Below are 18,468 nucleotides of genomic sequence, written 5' to 3' on the forward strand. Positions count from 1 at the left end.
GTAGGAGCGGATGGATCCGCGCTAGGGCCGGCGCAGGCTAAAGATCAGCTACCAGCAACGGTCATCCGCTCGATCAACACCGAGCCCGTATGAATATTGCTACGGGTCTCAAGATCGCTGCCAATCGCGACAATCTGTTGGAACATGTCCTTCATGTTTCCGGCGATGGTAACTTCCTGTACGGCATGCTGAATCTCGCCATTCTCGACCCAGAACCCCGCCGCACCACGGGAATAGTCCCCCGTCACCATGTTCAAGCCATGCCCCATCAGTTCGGTCACCAGCAGCCCGCGCCCCATGCGGCGAATCAGCGCGGCCTGATCTTCGACACCGTGGCTGACGAACAGGTTGTGCACACCACCAGAATTGGCCGTACTCGGCAAACCCAGCTTGCGCCCCGAATAGGTACCCAGCAAGTACGACACCAGCTCGCCTTTGTCGACAAACGGTTTGGCATAGGTGGCCAGGCCATCACCGTCGAAGGCGGCGCTGCCCAACGCGCGCGGAATATGCGGGCGTTCGTCGAGGGTCAGCCAGGAAGGGAACAGGCGCTGGCCAATGGTACCCTCCAGGAACGACGACTTACGGTACAGGTTGCCGCCGGAAATGGCCGACAGGAAGCTGCCGAACAGGCCACCGGCCAATTCGGCCGAGAACAGCACCGGTACCTCGCAAGTCGGCACCGGTCGGGCGCCAAGGCGGCTAGCGGCACGCTGGGCAGCGCGCACGCCGATGCTGCTCGGGTCGGCCAGCAGGTTGCCCTGGCGGTTCACGTCGTACCAGTAGTCACGCTGCATCTGCCCGTCGCCTTCGGCAATCATCACGCAGCTCAGGCTGTGCCGGGTCGAGGCGTAACCACCGATGAATCCATGGCTGTTGCCATACACGCGGCAGCCTTGGTGGGTATTGAGGGTGGTGCCATCGGCGTTGAGGATGCGCGGGTCGGCGTCGAACGCCGCTGCCTCGCAGGCCAGGGCCATTTCGATGGCCTTCTCGGGCTCGATACCCCAGTCGTGGTACAGGTCCAGGTCCGGGATTTCACGCGCCATCAGCGCTGCGTCGGCCAAGCCCGAGCATTCATCCTCGGAGGTATGCCTGGCAATTGCCAACGCTGCAGTGACGGTCTCGCGAATCGCCTCCGGACCACTGGCCGAGGTGCTGGCCGAACCTTTGCGCTGGCCAACATAAAGGGTGATACCAAAGCCTTGGTCGCGGTTGAACTCGACCGTTTCGACCTCACGCTGGCGTACGGTGGTGGACAGCCCTTGCTCCAGCGACACCGCCACTTCGCAGGCACTGGCCCCCTGACGACGCGCCTCGGCGATGATCGCCTCGACCTGTTCCTGCAATGCTGGCAGGTCTTTCGGACCTACGCTCTGGACTGCACTCATGGTTCTCTCCACTCAAATTCTGCGTTCGGCTTGGGGTCATTCTACGACCGGGCCGGACAAGCGGCCCCCGACTGGTTATCATGGCGGCGATTTCTAGCGGACTGCCACCATGGTTGATTCAAACGACGACGCCTTCGACGGCGAAAAAAGCAAAACCCAGATCAAGCGCGAACTGCATGCGCTGGTCGAACTCGGCGAGCGGCTTACCACGCTCAAGGCCGATACCTTGGCGCGCCTGCCTTTGACCGACGAGCTGCGCAAGGCACTGGCTGAGGCCAGCAAGCACACCGCTCATGGCGCCCGTAAACGCCACATGTCGTTCGTCGGCAAGCTCATGCGCGTGCAAGACCTCGATGCCATCCATGCCTTGCTCGAACAGATGGACAGCTCGACTCGCCAGTACAACGAACGTTTCCACAGCCTGGAGCGCTGGCGTGACCGGTTGATCGACGGTAACGACGAAGACCTCGAGCGCTTCGTCAACGAGTATCCCGACACCGACCGCCAGCAGTTGCGCTCGCTGGTGCGCCATGCCCAGCACGAGAAGGCGCGGAACAAGCCGCCTGCCGCCGCGCGCAAGGTGTTCAAGTACATCCGCGACCTCGACGAGTTGCAGCGCGGGTTGCGCTGACGGACTGGGGCCTTGTGGGAGCGGGCGTGCCCGCTCCTACAATGGCTCCCGAAGCCATCAAGCCCCGGTACCGCCCACGGTAATCGCATCCAGTTTCAAGGTAGGCTGCCCCACCCCAACCGGCACCGACTGCCCGTCCTTGCCGCACGTCCCTACTCCGCTGTCCAGTGCCAGGTCGTTACCGACCATCGAAACCCGGCTCATCGCCTCGGGACCATTGCCGATCAGGGTTGCGCCCTTCACTGGCGCGGTAATCTTGCCGTCTTCGATCAGGTAGGCCTCACTGGTGGAGAACACGAACTTGCCGCTGGTGATATCCACCTGCCCACCACCGAGGTTGGCGCAGTAGATACCCTTCTTCACCGACGCAATAATCTCCTGTGGGTCGCTTTCGCCGGCTCGCATGTAGGTGTTGGTCATGCGTGGCATCGGCAGGTGCGCGTAGGATTCACGGCGGCCGTTGCCGGTCACAGCCATGCCCATCAGGCGCGCGTTCAGCTTGTCCTGCATGTACCCCTTGAGCACGCCATTCTCGATCAGCGTGGTGCATTCGGTCGGGGTGCCTTCGTCATCCACGCTCAGAGAACCACGGCGGCCTTCAAGGGTGCCATCGTCGACGATGGTGCACAGGCTCGACGCCACTTTCTCGCCAATGCGGCCACTGAACGCCGAACTGCCCTTGCGGTTAAAGTCGCCTTCCAGGCCATGGCCGACCGCTTCGTGCAACAGCACGCCCGACCAGCCCGAGCCCAGCACCACCGGCAAGGTACCGGCCGGTGCCGGGATCGCTTCCAGATTCACCAGGGCCTGGCGCAGGGCCTCGCGGGCATAGCCCATCACCCGCTCCTCGGTGAAGTAGCGGTAATCGGTACGGCCGCCACCGCCCTGCCCGCCACGCTCGCGACGGCCATTCTGCTCGACGATGACGCTGACATTGAAGCGCACCAGCGGGCGTACGTCGGCGGCCAGGCTGCCATCGGCCGCGGCAATCAGAATACGCTCCCAAACCCCGGCCATGCTCACGCTGACTTGCTGAATGCGCGGGTCCAGGGCACGGGTGGCGGCATCGACACGCTTAAGCAGCTCGACCTTTTCGGCACGGCTGAGCACGTCCAGCGGGTTGTCCGCGGTATACAGGGCGGCCACTTCCTGGCTGCGGAAGGCTTGCACCGTGCCGTTTTGCCCGGCACGGGAAATCGAACGGGCGGCACGGGCCGCCGAGGTCAGCGCTTCGAGGTTGATCGCGTTACTGTAGGCGAAGCCGGTTTTTTCGCCGGACTGGGCACGCACGCCCACGCCCTGGTCGAGGTTGAAGCTGCCCTCTTTGACGATGCCGTCTTCCAGCGCCCAGGTTTCCGAGATCTGGCCCTGGAAATACAGGTCGGCGGCATCGATGCCGGGGCCAGCCAACTCACCCAGCACGCTCTGCAGGCTGTCCAGGGTCAAGCCGCCTGGGGCCAGGAGCTGCTCACTGACGGTGGATAACATCTGGCTCATAGTCACTCCGAGGTATGCGCAGGCCGCAACGCGCCCTGCGAAAAAAAGCGCCGGTGCGATACCACCGGCATGCGCGTCCGAATGGACGCTTGTTCTTCAATGTCGCGCTCGGCAAGCAGTACCGCTTCACCTTGCGCCTGTTCTGCGAGAATGCGCCCCCAAGGGTCGACGATCGCCGCATGGCCATGGGTCTCCCGTGGGCCAGGGTGGGCACCGCCCTGTGCCGCAGCCAGCAGGTAACACTGGGTTTCGATGGCCCTGGCACGCACCAGCACCTCCCAATGTGCTGCGCCGGTCACTGCAGTAAAAGCTGCCGGTGCGGTGATCAGCTCCGCGCCGGCCGCGCGCAGCGCGCTGTACAGTTCGGGAAAGCGCAGGTCGTAACACACGCTCAGCCCCAGCCGCCCGACCGGCGTATCAGCCACCACCACCTGAGCACCCTGTGCGTAGTCATCCGACTCGCGGTAACGGCCCCGGTTGTCGGCCACGTCCACATCAAACAAGTGCAGCTTGTCATACCTTGCCGCCACCTCGCCGTGTTCATCGACCAGCAGCGAGCACGCATGGGCCTTGGCATCGGGCTGGCCGAACGGTGGCAAGGGCAAAGTACCGGCAACAATCCATAACTTGAGGTCGCGGGCGGTGCGTTTCAACCACGGCAGAATGGGCCCTTCCCCCAAGGCTTCGGCACGGCCGATGGCAGCCGCGTCCTTGCGCCCCATGGCGGCAAAGTTTTCCGGCAGCACCGCCAGCCGTGCGCCGCCCAGCGCGGCCTGCTCCAACAGGGCGCCGGCACGCTGCAGGTTGGTCTGCACGTCGTCCTGGCTGACCATCTGGATTACCGCTGCCTTCATGGGTACTCCTAGCGGGATTTCTCGAAAGGTTTCACAAATGTGATTCTAGGCTCTTTCCACGGCCCTTCGACACGGTAGTGCACGCTGGCAAAGCGTGACACGCGGTCACCGATCAGCCGATCGACCAGGAACAGCGCACCGCCCACCGCCGGCGCGCCGACGATCAACGCCGCCAGCGGCAGGTTGTTGGTCACCGGCAGGCTCACCTGCAAGTCAGCATCGACCCGGTCCCTGACCATGTCCAGCGTGCCGTCGAGCTCGAAGTTGCTCGACGGGCCGGTCACGGTAATCGGTTCGCGGGTCACGTACACGCCACTGCTGGCCACCAGCAAGCCCTTGACCCGGTCATAGGCCAGGCCCTTGTCAAACAGGTCGGAAAAGTCCAGACGCAGGCGCCGGCCAATCGAGTTGAAGTTGAGCAGGCCGAACACCCGCAGTGCCTGTGCGCTGCCTTCGACCTCGACGAACTGGCCGGTGCGCAGCGCCGCATCCATGCTGCCCGAGAAGCGCTTCAGGCCCACTGCGGCCGGCGAACCCGGCCAGCGGCCATCCACGTCCAGGCGGAAGTCGCGGCTGGTCACCGTCGGGGCAAAGCCCCAGGCGCTGAGCACATCCGCCAGGTTCTTGCCGTCAAGGCGCCCTTTGTACCAGCTGCTGGTTTTGCCCGTTTCCCCCTCCCAGCCACCACCGCCATCGATGCGCAGCCCCTTGAGGTCGAGGTCGATATCACTGGCAGTAACGCCACGTGGGGTCGGCCGCAGCTTGATCGCGGCACTACCGTAAAGATCGTCACCGCGATAGAGCTTGTCGATGCTCAGGTCCAGTGCCGGTACTTTGCGCGGATCGAACGAGGCCAGCGGGTCGGGACCGTCTTCAGCCTGCTGTTCAGCGGCGCTGGCGGCAGGCAGCCGCAAGGTCTGCATGCGCACGACCATCGGCGCGCCCTTGGCATCCGGAACGCGTGCGTTACCGATGACTTCCTTGCTGTCGAGGCGCAAATCCCAGGCCGGGCCGCCCCGGGCCAGGCGCACCACGGCCTGGTTCAGGTCCATGCCGAAGGCTTTCAACTGGCCGATGCTCAGGTCGACGCTTTGCAGGTTCTGCCGCGCGCTGCCACCGGGGTCGTCCCCAGCCAGCCGGCCCGCCTGCTCTTGCCAAGGGGCCAGGTCCAGGGTCTCCAGGCGCCCGCGTACCCTCAGCCCCTGGCTGGCAGGTACCCGGGCGTCGCCTGTGCCCAGCACTAGCTCGCCACGGCCCTGGGTCAAGTTTTCAGCCGGTGCAGCATAGGCAAAGCGGGCAAGGTCGGCGTAGGCAGCATCGAATTGCCGCTCCGGGCCCTGAAGGCTCATGCTGAAACGGCTGTCGCGGGTATCTGCTGCCGCTTTGCCGAACGGAGCCGGCAGGTCGATGGCCAGCCCCTTGAGGCTGGAAGTGACACTCAGGCGGTTGTCCCGGCTCCCCAGACTGAGCTGCAACTGATAGGGCAGTTCACCGGAGGCCGGCAAGGCCTGCTTGAACTGCAACCAGTCAGTCAGCGCCTTGAGCGATACCTGGCCATTGGCATTGATGCGGGTCTGCATCTGCCCAGCCTGACCTTCAGCGGTTATTTGCGCCGTTACCGGCTTGCCGAAGGCCTGCAGGCTGATGCCTTTGCCACTCAGGCCCTTGTCGAAGTCGAAGCTGAAGTCGCCCTTCAGGCGGTTCAACTCCAGGCTTGGCGGGGCAACTTTCAGGCGCGCATCGTGGGTGGCGAAGTCCACCTGCACCTTTGGGCGCTGCCCATGGGCCAGCGGGATATCGAGCTTGACCTTGCCCTTCAGCGGCCCCTCACCTTCCCAGCCGGCGAAAATTTCACCGGTGCCGATTGGCGCTTCCTTGAGAATCTTCAGGCCATCACCCAGGCTACCGTCGAAGTTGCCATCCAGGTAGAGATGGCTGTGCTGGTCGCCGTCGACATGCGGGATATCGACATTCACATCGCTGACCTTGGTGTCGAGCAGCACGCCCTGCTGAGCCTTGATGCGCACGCCACTGTCCTCGATGAACACATCGCCATCGACATGCTGCACCTGTGGCCAACCGGGCTGGAAGTCCAGCGCGGCGTCATGCACCTTGAAGAACAGGCTGATGCTGCGCGCTTGCGGGGATGCGCCATGGTTCAGCGAGCCCTGATACTGGAAGTAGCCTTCATCCACAGCGCCTTTGACGATAGCGCTGCGCAGCCACTCGTCGAGGGCCGGGCTGAGCACCTCGGGCAGATACTTGGCAGTAAAGCGGCCATCGCCTTCGGTCAGGCCGACGCGCAGGTCCATGTAGTCCTCGCGGCCTTCCTCGAACAACAGGCGAATCAGGAAGTCACCGGCGATCTTGCCCTCCTCGCCCAGCACCTTGAGGTAGGGCGCAATCAGGGTGAAACCGTCTTTGTCCAAGGTCCAGGTCAAGCGCGCATTCGCCTTCTGGTAATGCCAGGGCTTGGCGAAGATCGGGTACAGATGCAGCATGAACGCATCGGTATCCAGGCGCAGCTCGCCGTGGCCCAGGTCACCACTGATGCTGCCACTGACGTTACCGGCCGCCGGGGCGTTGTGATAAGCATCGAAGCCTACCTTCTCCAGGTTGGCTGCGAACTGCAGCCGCTGGTCACCCTCGGCCTTGGGCCTGGCCTCGAGGCGCACATTGCGCAACGCACCGGTCACCTTCAAGCCATCGACCACATCCTTGACCTTGTCCGGCAGGGGGGCCAGGGCATCAATCAGCGGAGTCAGCGGGGTGAGGTCGAGGCGGTCGGCCTGTAACTGCCAGCTTTCATCGGCTGCGCTCTGGCCAGGGCGCTGCTGCAACTGCAGGTGAGACTCCCAGCGGGCCTTGCCGAGGTCCATGGCCAACGAGTCGACGACCACATCGAAGCCTTGCTCCCGGCGCTGGAACCAGGCGCCCAAAGCCAGGTTATTCAGGTTGGCAGCCTTGCGCCCGGCATAGGCCCCCTCCAGCCTGGGTGCATTGAGCCTTACGACGGCCCGTTGCAACTGCCCCTTGCCCCAGCCGATCCAGACCTCACCGCCTGCCCGCAGGGTGTCAGCATGCCACTGCCCCAACACCCTGGGCGGCAACCAATGTGCCCAGTCACTTTGCGGCAGGCTCACATAGGCTTCTACCTCGCCATCACGCCAGGCTTCGGCCGACATACGGCTGTTCAGGCTCAACGCCAGGGGCTGGCCGTCAGGCAGGGTCGCACGCAGATCCAGGGCCTGGCGTTTAGCACCGGCCTGCAGGCCGGCACTCACATATGTCAGGGTCAGCGGGTCGCGCTGCCAGGGGTGCAGGGTGACCAGGCTGTCGAACACATCGATACGCCCCAGCTGGCGCAGGCGCTGCAGCAAGTCGGCAGGGTCCAGCGGCGCGTCGTCCTTCTTCGGCAGGCCTTCCAGGCTCCAGGCGCCCTGCTCGTTCTCGCGAAGGATCAGTTGCAGCCCGCCCAGCTGGATGCGCGCCAGGCGCACTTCGCGGGCGGTGAGGCTGGCCCAGATGTCGGGCACCACCATGACGTCATCCAGCCGGAGCGCCTTGGCGCCTTCGCCCAATTGCAGGTCGCGCACCCGCAGCACAGGGGCCAGTCCGCTCCAGTGCCCTTCCAGGGCACCGACATGCACGGGCAGGCCCAGCGCCTGCTCGGCCTTGCTTTCTACGTCGGCACGGTACTCGGCTACCAGCGGCACCAGTTCCCGACCAAGGCTGACATACAGCGCCACCAATACGGCCAGCAGGGCACATATGCCCAACCCCCAGCGGGTCAGAGCAACAAGAACGCGGTTCAGACGTCCCATGGCCATGGCCCTCCAAGTCGTTTATCCATGATGGCCCGTCGTGCCGGTTTTACCAGCGCGACGATGCAGTGGCGTGTTTCAGAAGGCCTCAGAGCAGCACCACGTCGTATTGTTCCTGCGAATACATCGACTCGACCTGGAAGCGAATGGTTCGACCGATGAAGGCTTCCAGTTCCGCCACGTTGCCTGACTCTTCATCCAGCAGGCGGTCGACCACCTTCTGGTTGGCCAGCACACGGTAGCCTTCAGCCTGATAGGCACGGGCCTCACGCAGGATCTCGCGGAATATTTCGTAACAGATGGTCTCGGGCGTTTTCAGCTTGCCGCGGCCCTGACAGGCCAGGCACGGCTCGCAAAGCACCTGTTCCAGGCTTTCCCGCGTGCGCTTGCGGGTCATCTGCACCAGGCCCAGCTCGGTGATGCCGATGATGTTGGTCTTGGCGTGATCGCGCTCCAGCTGTTTTTCAAGGGTACGCAGTACCTGGCGCTGGTGATCTTCGTCTTCCATGTCGATGAAGTCGATGATGATGATGCCGCCAATGTTGCGCAGGCGCAGTTGTCGGGCGATGGCGGTAGCAGCCTCGAGGTTGGTCTTGAAGATGGTTTCTTCGAGGTTGCGATGGCCGACGAAAGCCCCGGTATTGACGTCGATGGTGGTCATCGCTTCGGCCGGGTCGACCACCAGGTAACCGCCGGACTTCAACGGTACCTTGCGCTCCAGAGCCCGCTGGATCTCGTCTTCGACGCCGTACAGGTCAAAGATTGGGCGCTCGCCCGGGTAGTGTTCGAGGCGGTCGGCAATTTCCGGCATCAACTCGCCGACGAACTGCGTGGTCTTCTGGAAGGTTTCCCGCGAGTCGATGCGGATCTTCTCGATCTTCGGGTTGACCAGGTCGCGCAGGGTACGCAGGGCCAGGCCAAGGTCTTCGTAAATGACCGTGGGCGCGCCGCAGGTCTTGATCTGGGTGCCAATCTGCTCCCACAGGCGGCGCAGGTAACGGATGTCCTGCAAGATCTCCTCGGCACGCGCGCCTTCGGCGGCGGTGCGCAAGATGAAACCACCGGCATCCTTGATGTTTTCGCCATCCATGCAGTCGCTGACCACTTGCTTGAGGCGCTCACGCTCGGCTTCGTCCTCGATTTTCAGCGAAATACCGACATGGCTGCTGCGTGGCATGTACACCAGGTAACGCGACGGAATCGATAGCTGGGTGGTCAGGCGTGCACCCTTGGTGCCGATCGGGTCCTTGGTCACCTGCACCACCAGGGCCTGGCCTTCATGTACCAGTGCGGTGATGTTCTCTACCGCCGAGCCTTCGCGCTGGGAGATTTCCGAGGCATGGATAAACGCTGCGCGTTCGAGGCCGATGTCGACGAAGGCCGCCTGCATGCCTGGCAGCACACGCACCACCTTGCCCTTGTAGATATTGCCGACGATGCCACGGCGCTGGGTGCGCTCGACGTGCACCTCCTGCAGCACCCCGTTTTCCACCACCGCCACACGTGACTCCATCGGGGTGATGTTGATCAGGATCTCTTCACTCATGGCAGGCTCTCGTCAAAGGTTCTTCTAATGATGGATGGCGTATGCACTGCTGGCTACTGCGGGTTTGTTACCTCTGGCGTATGCGCGAGCGACTGCCAGCAGGCGATGCCGAACTGGCCAAGCAAATCGGCCGTTTCACAGAGTGGCAAGCCGACCACCGCCGAATAGCTGCCGGAAAGGCCGCTGACGAAGACCGCACCCAGCCCCTGGATGGCATAGCCGCCAGCCTTGTCAGATGGCTCGCCGCTGGCCCAATAGCGTTGCGCTTCATCGGTGCTGATGGCGCGAAAGCGCACCGTGCTGGTCACGCAAAAACTGTGCACACGCTGGCCATCGTCCAGGGCGACAGCGGTCAGCACCTGATGCTCACGGCCTGACAGGTCAGCCAGCATGGCCAAGGCATCTTCACGGTTTTCCGGTTTGCCGAGAATACGACCATCGAGCACCACGGCAGTGTCTGCGCCGAGCACTACAGCCGGGCCGTCGACACTGGCCAGGCCGGCGGCGGCCTTTGCCCGGGCAAGGCGCTCGACGTAGGCAGGGGCGCTTTCGCGGGGTAGCGGAGATTCATCGACCGGGGCACTGATGACAATGAACGGCACGCCGATCTGCGTCAGCAGTTCACGACGACGGGGCGAGCCTGAAGCCAGGTATAGCGGGGTCATGCAGACATCTCCCTGTCAGTGGCGCGTTGCCGTCAGTTGATGTGCAAGCGTCGACGCAGGTCGCGCAAGGCAAAGCTGATCCACGGCCAGAGCAAGGCGCTGATCACCGCCGACCAGACCAGCGCCAGGGTGGGCAGGCGGTTGCCGGTCAGTGCACTGAGCCACAGCTGGATCAACTGGGCGATACCGAAGATCACCAGAATGACCAGGCTTTGCTGCCACATGGGGAACATGCGCAGACGCTGCTGCAGGGACAGCACCAAGAAGGTGATGAGGGTAAGGACCAGCGCATTCTGCCCCAGCAGCGTGCCATACAGCACGTCCTCGGCAAGGCCCAGCACGAATGCCGTGGTCATGCCGACCTTGTTCGGCACGGCAAGGGTCCAGAACGACACCAGCAAGGCCAGCCACATGGGCCGGAACACTTCCATGAACTGCGGCATGGGGGAAACGCTGAGCAGCAGGCCGATGGCGAACGTAAGCCAGATGACCCAGCCGTTATTGCGGCGTGATGCAGCCATCATTGCCTCCGGGGTTGAGCGGGTGCGGCCGGCGTGGCAGGTGCAGCAGACGGGGCTGCTGGCTGCGCGACCGGAGTGGCCGGTGCTGCCGGTGTGACCGACGCGGCAGGCGTGCCAGCGGCGGGTGCGACCTGATCACGGGTAGCGGCCGGCTGGCCAGCAGGTGCAGCGCCCTTGCGGTCAGCCTCTTCCTGGGCAATGGCGGCATCGGTGGCGCGCTGCTCCGGGCTACGCCGGTCACTGAACACCAGCAACATATAGCGACTGCGGTTGAGCGCGGCGGTGGGGATGGCACGGACGATGGCAAAGGGCTGGCCGGAATCGTGGATCACTTCGTTGACCGTGGCCACCGGGTAGCCGGCAGGAAAGCGCTGCCCCATGCCGGAGCTGACCAGCAGGTCGCCTTCCTTGATGTCGGCAGTGTCGGCCACATGGCGCAACTCCAGGCGCTCCGGGTTGCCAGTGCCGCTGGCGATGGCACGCAGACCGTTGCGGTTGACCTGCACCGGAATGCTGTGGGTGGTATCGGTCAGCAACAGCACCCGCGCGGTATAGGGCATCAACTCTACGACCTGGCCCATCAGGCCGCGGGCATCGAGCACCGGCTGGCCCAGGAACACACCATCACGCTCACCCTTGTTGATCAGAATGCGGTGGGTAAACGGGTTGGGGTCGACGCCGATCAGCTCCGCCACTTCAACCTTCTCGTTGACCAGCGCCGAAGAGTTGAGCAACTCGCGCAGCCGCACGTTCTGCTCGGTCAGGGCCGCCAGCTTCTGCAGGCGCCCCTGCAGCAGCAGGGCTTCGGTCTTGAGCTTCTCGTTTTCGGCAATCAGCTCGGTGCGGCTACCGAACTGGCCGGCCACACCTTGCCAGGCACGCTGTGGCAAATCGGTGATCCAGTACGACTCCATCAGCACCAGGCCCATCTGACTGCGCACGGGTTTGAGCACGTCGAAGCGCGCGTCGACAACCATCAACGCGACCGACATCACCACCAGAACGAGCAGGCGAACGCCCAGCGAAGGGCCCTTGGAGAAAAGCGGTTTAATGGGCCGTTCCTCGTGGACGACTCAGGAGGTCATTGGACATGGAACAACGCACCAGCCTGGTTGCGGGTTGACGGATACGGCGCCCCAAACGGGCGCCAGCCCAGCGCATACAGGTAGCACTGTACGTACTACCTGTAAACCGGGCGCTCGTGAACAGCGAGCGGGATCACTCGCTGGAGAGCAGGTCCATCGCGTGCTTGTCCATCATCTCCAGGGCGCGACCGCCGCCACGGGCGACGCAGGTCAGCGGGTCCTCGGCGACGATCACCGGCAGGCCGGTTTCCTGGGCCAGCAGTTTGTCGAGGTCACGCAGCAGCGCACCACCACCGGTCAGCACCAGGCCGCGCTCGGCGATGTCCGAGGCGAGTTCCGGCGGCGATTGCTCGAGGGCGCTCTTGACCGCCTGGACGATGGTCGCCAGCGATTCCTGCAGCGCTTCGAGCACTTCGTTGGAGTTCAGGGTGAAGGCACGCGGTACACCTTCGGCCAGGTTACGACCACGCACGTCGACTTCACGTACTTCGCCACCTGGGTAGGCAGTGCCGATTTCCTGCTTGATACGTTCGGCGGTGGATTCGCCGATCAAGCTGCCGTAGTTGCGGCGCACGTAGGTCACGATGGCTTCGTCGAAGCGGTCACCGCCAACGCGGACGGACTCGGCATAGACCACGCCGTTCAGCGAGATCAGGGCGATTTCAGTGGTACCGCCACCGATATCGACGACCATCGAACCGCGGGCCTCTTCAACCGGCAGGCCTGCACCGATGGCAGCGGCCATCGGCTCTTCGATCAGGAACACTTCACGGGCACCCGCGCCGAGGGCCGACTCGCGGATGGCGCGGCGCTCGACCTGGGTCGACTTGCACGGCACGCAGATCAGCACGCGCGGGCTCGGCTGCAGGAAGCTGTTCTCGTGAACCTTGTTGATAAAATATTGCAACATTTTTTCGCAGACGCTGAAGTCGGCAATGACGCCGTCCTTCATCGGACGAATGGCTGCAATGTTGCCGGGCGTACGGCCCAGCATGCGTTTGGCTTCGGTACCGACGGCGACGACGCTTTTCTGGTTGCCATGGGTACGGATGGCAACAACCGAGGGCTCATTCAGGACGATACCGCGCTCACGCACGTAAATAAGGGTGTTGGCAGTACCCAGGTCGATAGAAAGATCGCTGGAAAACATGCCACGCAGTTTCTTGAACATGGGAAAGTGACCCTGGGGAAAGCGTGGGTAAAAAAGTGCGGCAAACTCTAACAATGGCAGGGATTTTGGGCAAGGAGCCAATATGTTAAATTGGCTGTTTTTCCGAGCACGCCAGCAGAATTTCGCGGCCGTTAGACCGCCAGAAAGCTGACATGTTCCTCACCGCGGACCCAAATTCCGTTCTTTGTTTCCCTTGGAGATCCTCATGGCGCTTGAACGCTGCGACGTGGAAAAGATCGCCCATCTGGCCCGCCTGGGCCTGAATGATGGCGAACTGCCACGCATTACCGACGCCCTGAACAGCATTCTCGGCCTGGTCGACCAGATGCAAGCGGTCGATACCACTGGCATCGAGCCCCTGGCCCACCCGCTGGAGGCCAGCCAGCGCCTGCGTCCTGACCAAGTCACCGAAAGCAACCAGCGCGATGCCTACCAGGCCATCGCGCCGTCGACCGAAAGCGGTCTGTACCTGGTTCCCAAAGTCATCGAGTAAGGGATAGAGCCTGCCATGCATCAATTGACCCTGGCCGAGATCGCCCGCGGACTCGCCGACAAATCGTTTTCTTCCGAAGAGCTGACCGGCACGCTGCTGGCGCGCATCAAGCAGCTCGACCCACAGATCAACAGCTTCATCAGCGTCACCGAAGACCTGGCCCTGGGCCAGGCGCGTGCCGCCGATGCCCGTCGCGCCGCGGGCGAAACCGGCGCGCTGCTGGGCGCACCGATCGCTCACAAAGACCTGTTCTGCACCAACGGCGTACGCACCAGCTGCGGCTCGAAGATGCTCGACAACTTCAAGGCGCCCTATGACGCCACCGTGGTCGCCAAGCTGGCCGAAGCCGGCATGGTCACCCTGGGCAAGACCAACATGGACGAATTCGCCATGGGTTCGGCCAACGAATCCAGCCATTACGGCGCGGTGAAGAACCCGTGGAACCTCGAGCACGTTCCGGGCGGATCGTCCGGTGGTTCGGCCGCTGCCGTGGCCGCGCGCCTGCTGCCCGCCACCACGGGCACCGACACCGGCGGCTCGATCCGCCAGCCAGCGGCACTGACCAACCTCACCGGCCTCAAGCCGACGTACGGTCGTGTGTCGCGCTGGGGCATGATCGCCTACGCCTCCAGCCTCGACCAGGGCGGCCCGCTGGCCCGCACCGCCGAGGACTGCGCGCTGCTGCTGCAAGGTATGGCCGGTTTCGACGCCAAGGACTCCACCAGCATCGAAGAACCGGTGCCGGACTACAGCGCCAGCCTGAACGCTTCGCTGCAAGGCCTGCGCATCGGCCTGCCGAAAGAGTACTTCGGTGCCGGCCTCGACCCACGCATCGCCGACCTGGTCCAGGCCAGCGTCAAGGAGCTGGAAAAGCTCGGTGCAGTGGTCAAGGAAATCAGCCTGCCGAACATGCAGCATGCCATTCCGGCCTACTACGTGATCGCTCCGGCTGAAGCCTCTTCCAACCTGTCGCGTTTCGACGGCGTACGCTTCGGCTACCGCTGTGAAGAGCCGAAAGACCTCACCGACCTGTACAAGCGCTCACGCGGCGAAGGGTTCGGCGTTGAAGTACAGCGCCGCATCATGGTCGGCACCTACGCCCTGTCGGCTGGTTACTACGACGCCTATTACGTGAAGGCGCAGCAAATCCGCCGCCTGATCAAGAACGACTTCATGGCCGCCTTCAACGATGTCGACCTGATTCTCGGCCCGACCACGCCAAACCCGGCCTGGAAGCTTGGCGCCAAGAGCAGCGACCCGGTTGCCGCCTATCTCGAAGACGTCTACACCATCACCGCCAACCTGGCGGGCCTGCCAGGCCTGTCGATGCCTGCGGGCTTCGTCGACGGCCTGCCGGTCGGCGTGCAACTGCTGGCGCCGTACTTCCAGGAAGGCCGCCTGCTCAACGTCGCGCACCGCTACCAACAGGTGACCGACTGGCATACCCGCGCCCCCAATGGCTTCTGAGGAATTCACACATGCAATGGGAAGTTGTGATCGGGCTGGAAATCCACACTCAGCTCGCCACCCAGTCGAAGATCTTCTCCGGCAGCGCTACCACCTTTGGCTCCGAGCCGAATACTCAGGCCAGCCTGGTTGACCTGGGCATGCCCGGCGTATTGCCGGTGCTGAACGAGCAAGCCGTGCGCATGGCGTGCATGTTCGGCCTGGCCATCGATGCCGAGATCGGCAAGCGCAACGTGTTCGCACGCAAGAACTACTTCTACCCCGACCTGCCCAAGGGCTACCAGATCAGCCAGATGGACCTGCCGATCGTCGGCAAGGGTCACCTGGACATCGCGCTGGAAGACGGCACCATCAAGCGCATCGGTGTAACCCGCGCGCACCTGGAAGAAGACGCCGGCAAGAGCCTGCACGAAGACTTCAGTGGTTCCACCGGCATCGACCTGAACCGTGCCGGCACCCCGCTGCTGGAAATCGTCTCCGAGCCTGACATGCGCAGCGCCAAGGAAGCCGTGGCTTACGTCAAGGCGATCCACGCGCTGGTGCGCTACCTGGGCATCTGTGACGGCAACATGGCCGAAGGTTCGCTGCGCTGCGACTGCAACGTATCGATCCGCCCGAAAGGCCAGACCGAGTTCGGCACTCGCTGTGAAATCAAGAACGTCAACTCGTTCCGCTTCATCGAGCGCGCGATCAACAGCGAAATCCAGCGCCAGATCGACCTGATCGAAGACGGTGGCAAAGTGGTGCAGGAAACCCGCCTGTACGACCCGAACAAGGACGAAACCCGCTCCATGCGCAGCAAAGAGGAAGCCAACGACTACCGTTACTTCCCCGACCCCGACCTGCTGCCGGTGGTCATCGAGGACAGCTTCCTCGAAACCATCCGCGCCGGCCTGCCGGAGCTGCCGCCACAGAAGGTCGAGCGCTTCCAGACTCAGTACGGCCTGTCGGCCTACGACGCCAACGTATTGGCCTCCAGCCGCGAACAGGCAGACTACTTTGAACAAGTGGTGAAGATCGGTGGTGATGCCAAGCTGGCGGCCAACTGGGTCATGGTCGAACTGGGTAGCCTGCTGAACAAGCTGGGTGTCGAAATCGATCAGGCGCCGGTCAGCGCCGCGCAACTGGGCGGCATGCTGCTGCGCATTCGTGACAACACCATCAGCGGCAAGATTGCCAAAACCGTGTTCGAGGCCATGGCCGCCGGTGAAGGCGATGCCGACAGCATCATCGAGAGCAAAGGCCTGAAACAGGTTACCGACACGGGTGCGATCGACAAGATGCTCGACGAAATGCTGGCAGCCAATGCCGAGCAGGTCGAACAGTATCGCGCAGCCGATGAGGCCAAGCGCGGCAAGATGTTCGGCTTCTTCGTCGGCCAGGCCATGAAAGCCTCCAAAGGCAAGGCCAACCCGGGGCAGGTGAACCAATTGCTCAAGGCCAAGCTCGAAGGGTGATGGTTTTACCCCTGTAATGCTGCGAGGGCTTCGCCCTCGTTCGCGGCTGAAGCCGCTCCTACACAAGCCAGCGTTTTCACTGTAGGAGCGGATTTACCCGCGAATGGTCGCACCGGAGAGCACCTGACTTGCTAAAACGTTCCCTCGGCACCCTCGCCCTGTTTTCTTTCCTGGCCGGCTGCGCCAGCCATGACATCGACCCGCGCGGCTACGACCAGACGGGCACCGCTTCCTACTACGGCTCGCGCCACCATGGCAAACGCACCGCCAGTGGCGAACCGTTCAACCAGCACGGCCTTACCGCCGCCCACCGCAGCCTGCCCTTCGGCACACGTGTACGGGTGACCAACATGGCCAATCAGCGCAGTGTGGTGGTACGCATCAACGACCGTGGCCCGCACACCCGCGGCCGCCTGATCGACCTGTCTCGCGCAGCAGCGGAAAAAATCGGCATGCTCCGTAGCGGAACAGCGCGCGTGCGAGTACAAGGGCTTAGCGACTGACGCGACAGGAGTCCGACCATTTTCGACCTGGCCACCCTTCCCACTTTTAGCCTGCTGCAAATGGGCGTTGCCCTGCTGTTGCTGGTCGGCGGCGCCGAGCTACTGGTGCGCTCCGCCTTGCGCCTGGCGCAGCGCCTGCACGTGCGCCCGCTGATCATAGGCCTGAGCCTGGTGGCCTTCGGCAGTACCGCGCCACAATTGACCGTAAGCCTGCAGGCCGCCTACCAGGGTGCGCCGGATGTGGCAGTAGGCAGCGTGATCGGCAGCAACATCTTCAACGTACTGGTCATTCTCGGCCTGGCCGCGCTGATCATCCCGCTGCGGGTGTCACGCCAGCTGGTGCGCCTGGACATTCCTTTGATGATCCTTGCCAGCGGGCTGGTGTATGCACTGTCCGCCAATGCCCACCTGGGCAGGGTTGAAGGGGCACTGCTATTGCTGGGGCTGGCCGGTTACCTGGCAATGCTCTGGCATCAGTCGCGCCATTACGCACGCACCTACCCTGCCCCGGACGCCGCCAGGTCCGGGGCCGGGCGCTTCTGGTCAGGTACACTGTTGCAGATTCTGGTCGGCCTTGGCCTGCTGAGCCTGGCGGGCCACTTGCTACTGGAAGCTGCCATCGAGGTGGCCACCGACCTGGGCCTGTCCGAGCGTATTATCGGCCTGACGGTCGTCGCCATCTGCACCTCCCTGCCGGAACTGGCCGCTGCGCTGATCGCCGCCTTGCGTGGCGAACGGGAGATCGCCGTGGGCACGGTGATCGGCAGTAACCTGTTCAACCTGCTGGCTGTACTGGGCCTGACCGCACTGATCACCCCAGAACCCCTGTCGATCTCGCCTAACGCGCTGTCTTTCGATCTGCCTGTAATGCTCGGCGTTTCTGTCCTGAGCCTGCCAGTGTTCTATTCCGGTTACCGCATCACTCGCGCAGAAGGCCTGGTGTTTCTTTGCCTGTACCTGGCCTACGGCCTTCATGTGGCGGCTTTTACCATGGGTATGCCGCTGGCTGGCCGCCTGGAGCGATTGATGCTGTTCTATGTACTGCCCGTGCTCGCTACGGTGTTGCTGTACACCACCGTGCGTGCCTGGCGGAGGCAGCATTGAGGGGCATGGAAGGGGCACGCGTCAGGGCCGCCAGACGCATGCCGTTAGGCTTTCATCGCCTGTGAGATCGAGCGCCGCCCGCGCGGCGCTTCGCGGGTAAACCCGCTCCTACGTTTGTTTCGGGCCAATTATTCCTGCGGGATTTGCGCGCGAACGCTTTGGCGCATGCCTCGATATCGCGTCGTACAAACAAGGCGGTCGCGCGCGCCTGGCACAGAAAGGTTTGTTTCGGGCCAATTATTCCTGCGGGATTTACGTG

General features: G+C 63.3%; 15 protein-coding genes. 6 read left to right on the forward strand and 9 right to left on the reverse strand.

From position 1 onward, the window contains the following. Window positions 1–44: 44 nt before the first annotated feature. Window positions 45–1,391, reverse strand: coding sequence for a metalloprotease PmbA (pmbA, locus tag C4Q27_RS06430; RefSeq protein WP_003255150.1), 1,347 nt, complete (start codon window positions 1,389–1,391; stop codon window positions 45–47). 109 nt (window positions 1,392–1,500) lie between these two features. Here pmbA and yjgA point away from each other — a divergent pair, with 109 nt between their 5' ends. Then, window positions 1,501–2,022 (forward strand): ribosome biogenesis factor YjgA, encoded by a 522-nt coding sequence (yjgA, locus tag C4Q27_RS06435; RefSeq protein ID WP_003255152.1) that lies wholly within the window; start codon window positions 1,501–1,503, stop codon window positions 2,020–2,022. A 57-nt stretch (window positions 2,023–2,079) separates the two neighbouring features. On the opposite strand, the gene tldD is transcribed toward yjgA, so the two are convergent. The 8 genes from tldD to mreB form a co-directional block, all read right to left on the reverse strand. Next, window positions 2,080–3,519 carry a metalloprotease TldD gene (gene tldD, locus C4Q27_RS06440; protein ID WP_003255154.1) on the reverse strand — a complete coding sequence of 480 codons (1,440 nt, stop codon included), beginning with the start codon at window positions 3,517–3,519 and terminating at the stop codon, window positions 2,080–2,082. Between the two features lie 2 nt (window positions 3,520–3,521). Beyond that, window positions 3,522–4,373 carry a carbon-nitrogen hydrolase family protein gene (locus tag C4Q27_RS06445; RefSeq protein ID WP_014589818.1) on the reverse strand — a complete coding sequence of 284 codons (852 nt, stop codon included), beginning with the start codon at window positions 4,371–4,373 and terminating at the stop codon, window positions 3,522–3,524. 8 nt (window positions 4,374–4,381) lie between these two features. Next, on the reverse strand, window positions 4,382–8,203 hold the full coding sequence (locus C4Q27_RS06450; RefSeq protein ID WP_064492411.1) for a YhdP family protein: 3,822 nt from the start codon (window positions 8,201–8,203) through the stop codon (window positions 4,382–4,384). 82 nt (window positions 8,204–8,285) lie between these two features. Beyond that, window positions 8,286–9,743: a ribonuclease G gene (gene rng / locus C4Q27_RS06455; protein ID WP_010952135.1), complete on the reverse strand. Its 1,458-nt coding sequence runs from the start codon at window positions 9,741–9,743 to the stop codon at window positions 8,286–8,288. Between the two features lie 53 nt (window positions 9,744–9,796). After that, window positions 9,797–10,408 carry a nucleoside triphosphate pyrophosphatase gene (locus tag C4Q27_RS06460; protein ID WP_064492410.1) on the reverse strand — a complete coding sequence of 204 codons (612 nt, stop codon included), beginning with the start codon at window positions 10,406–10,408 and terminating at the stop codon, window positions 9,797–9,799. Window positions 10,409–10,440: 32 nt separating this feature from the next. Then, window positions 10,441–10,929, reverse strand: a complete 489-nt coding sequence (mreD, locus tag C4Q27_RS06465; RefSeq protein ID WP_003255161.1) for a rod shape-determining protein MreD — start codon at window positions 10,927–10,929, stop codon at window positions 10,441–10,443. Then, on the reverse strand, window positions 10,929–11,921 hold the full coding sequence (gene mreC / locus C4Q27_RS06470) for a rod shape-determining protein MreC (protein ID WP_003255162.1): 993 nt from the start codon (window positions 11,919–11,921) through the stop codon (window positions 10,929–10,931). Before mreC ends, mreD begins: the two co-directional genes overlap by 1 nt. Before the next feature lie 226 nt (window positions 11,922–12,147). Next, entirely contained in the window at window positions 12,148–13,185 is a 1,038-nt protein-coding gene (gene mreB / locus C4Q27_RS06475) for a rod shape-determining protein MreB (RefSeq protein ID WP_003255163.1), read from the reverse strand. Window positions 13,186–13,390: 205 nt separating this feature from the next. On the opposite strand from mreB, the gene gatC reads away from it, so the two are divergent. The 5 genes from gatC (at window position 13,391) to C4Q27_RS06500 (ending at window position 18,209) form a co-directional block, all read left to right on the forward strand. After that, window positions 13,391–13,678 carry an Asp-tRNA(Asn)/Glu-tRNA(Gln) amidotransferase subunit GatC gene (gatC, locus tag C4Q27_RS06480; RefSeq protein WP_003255165.1) on the forward strand — a complete coding sequence of 96 codons (288 nt, stop codon included), beginning with the start codon at window positions 13,391–13,393 and terminating at the stop codon, window positions 13,676–13,678. 15 nt (window positions 13,679–13,693) lie between these two features. After that, window positions 13,694–15,145 (forward strand): Asp-tRNA(Asn)/Glu-tRNA(Gln) amidotransferase subunit GatA, encoded by a 1,452-nt coding sequence (gatA, locus tag C4Q27_RS06485; RefSeq protein WP_019436962.1) that lies wholly within the window; start codon window positions 13,694–13,696, stop codon window positions 15,143–15,145. 11 nt (window positions 15,146–15,156) lie between these two features. Further along, window positions 15,157–16,602, forward strand: a complete 1,446-nt coding sequence (gatB, locus tag C4Q27_RS06490; protein ID WP_064492409.1) for an Asp-tRNA(Asn)/Glu-tRNA(Gln) amidotransferase subunit GatB — start codon at window positions 15,157–15,159, stop codon at window positions 16,600–16,602. A 128-nt stretch (window positions 16,603–16,730) separates the two neighbouring features. After that, window positions 16,731–17,105: a septal ring lytic transglycosylase RlpA family protein gene (locus C4Q27_RS06495; protein ID WP_003255170.1), complete on the forward strand. Its 375-nt coding sequence runs from the start codon at window positions 16,731–16,733 to the stop codon at window positions 17,103–17,105. Between the two features lie 60 nt (window positions 17,106–17,165). Continuing rightward, window positions 17,166–18,209 carry a calcium/sodium antiporter gene (locus C4Q27_RS06500; RefSeq protein ID WP_104886643.1) on the forward strand — a complete coding sequence of 348 codons (1,044 nt, stop codon included), beginning with the start codon at window positions 17,166–17,168 and terminating at the stop codon, window positions 18,207–18,209. Window positions 18,210–18,468: the final 259 nt, after the last annotated feature.

Source organism: Pseudomonas sp. SWI36 (assembly GCF_002948105.1).
Classification (GTDB): Bacteria; Pseudomonadota; Gammaproteobacteria; order Pseudomonadales; family Pseudomonadaceae; genus Aquipseudomonas; species Aquipseudomonas alloputida.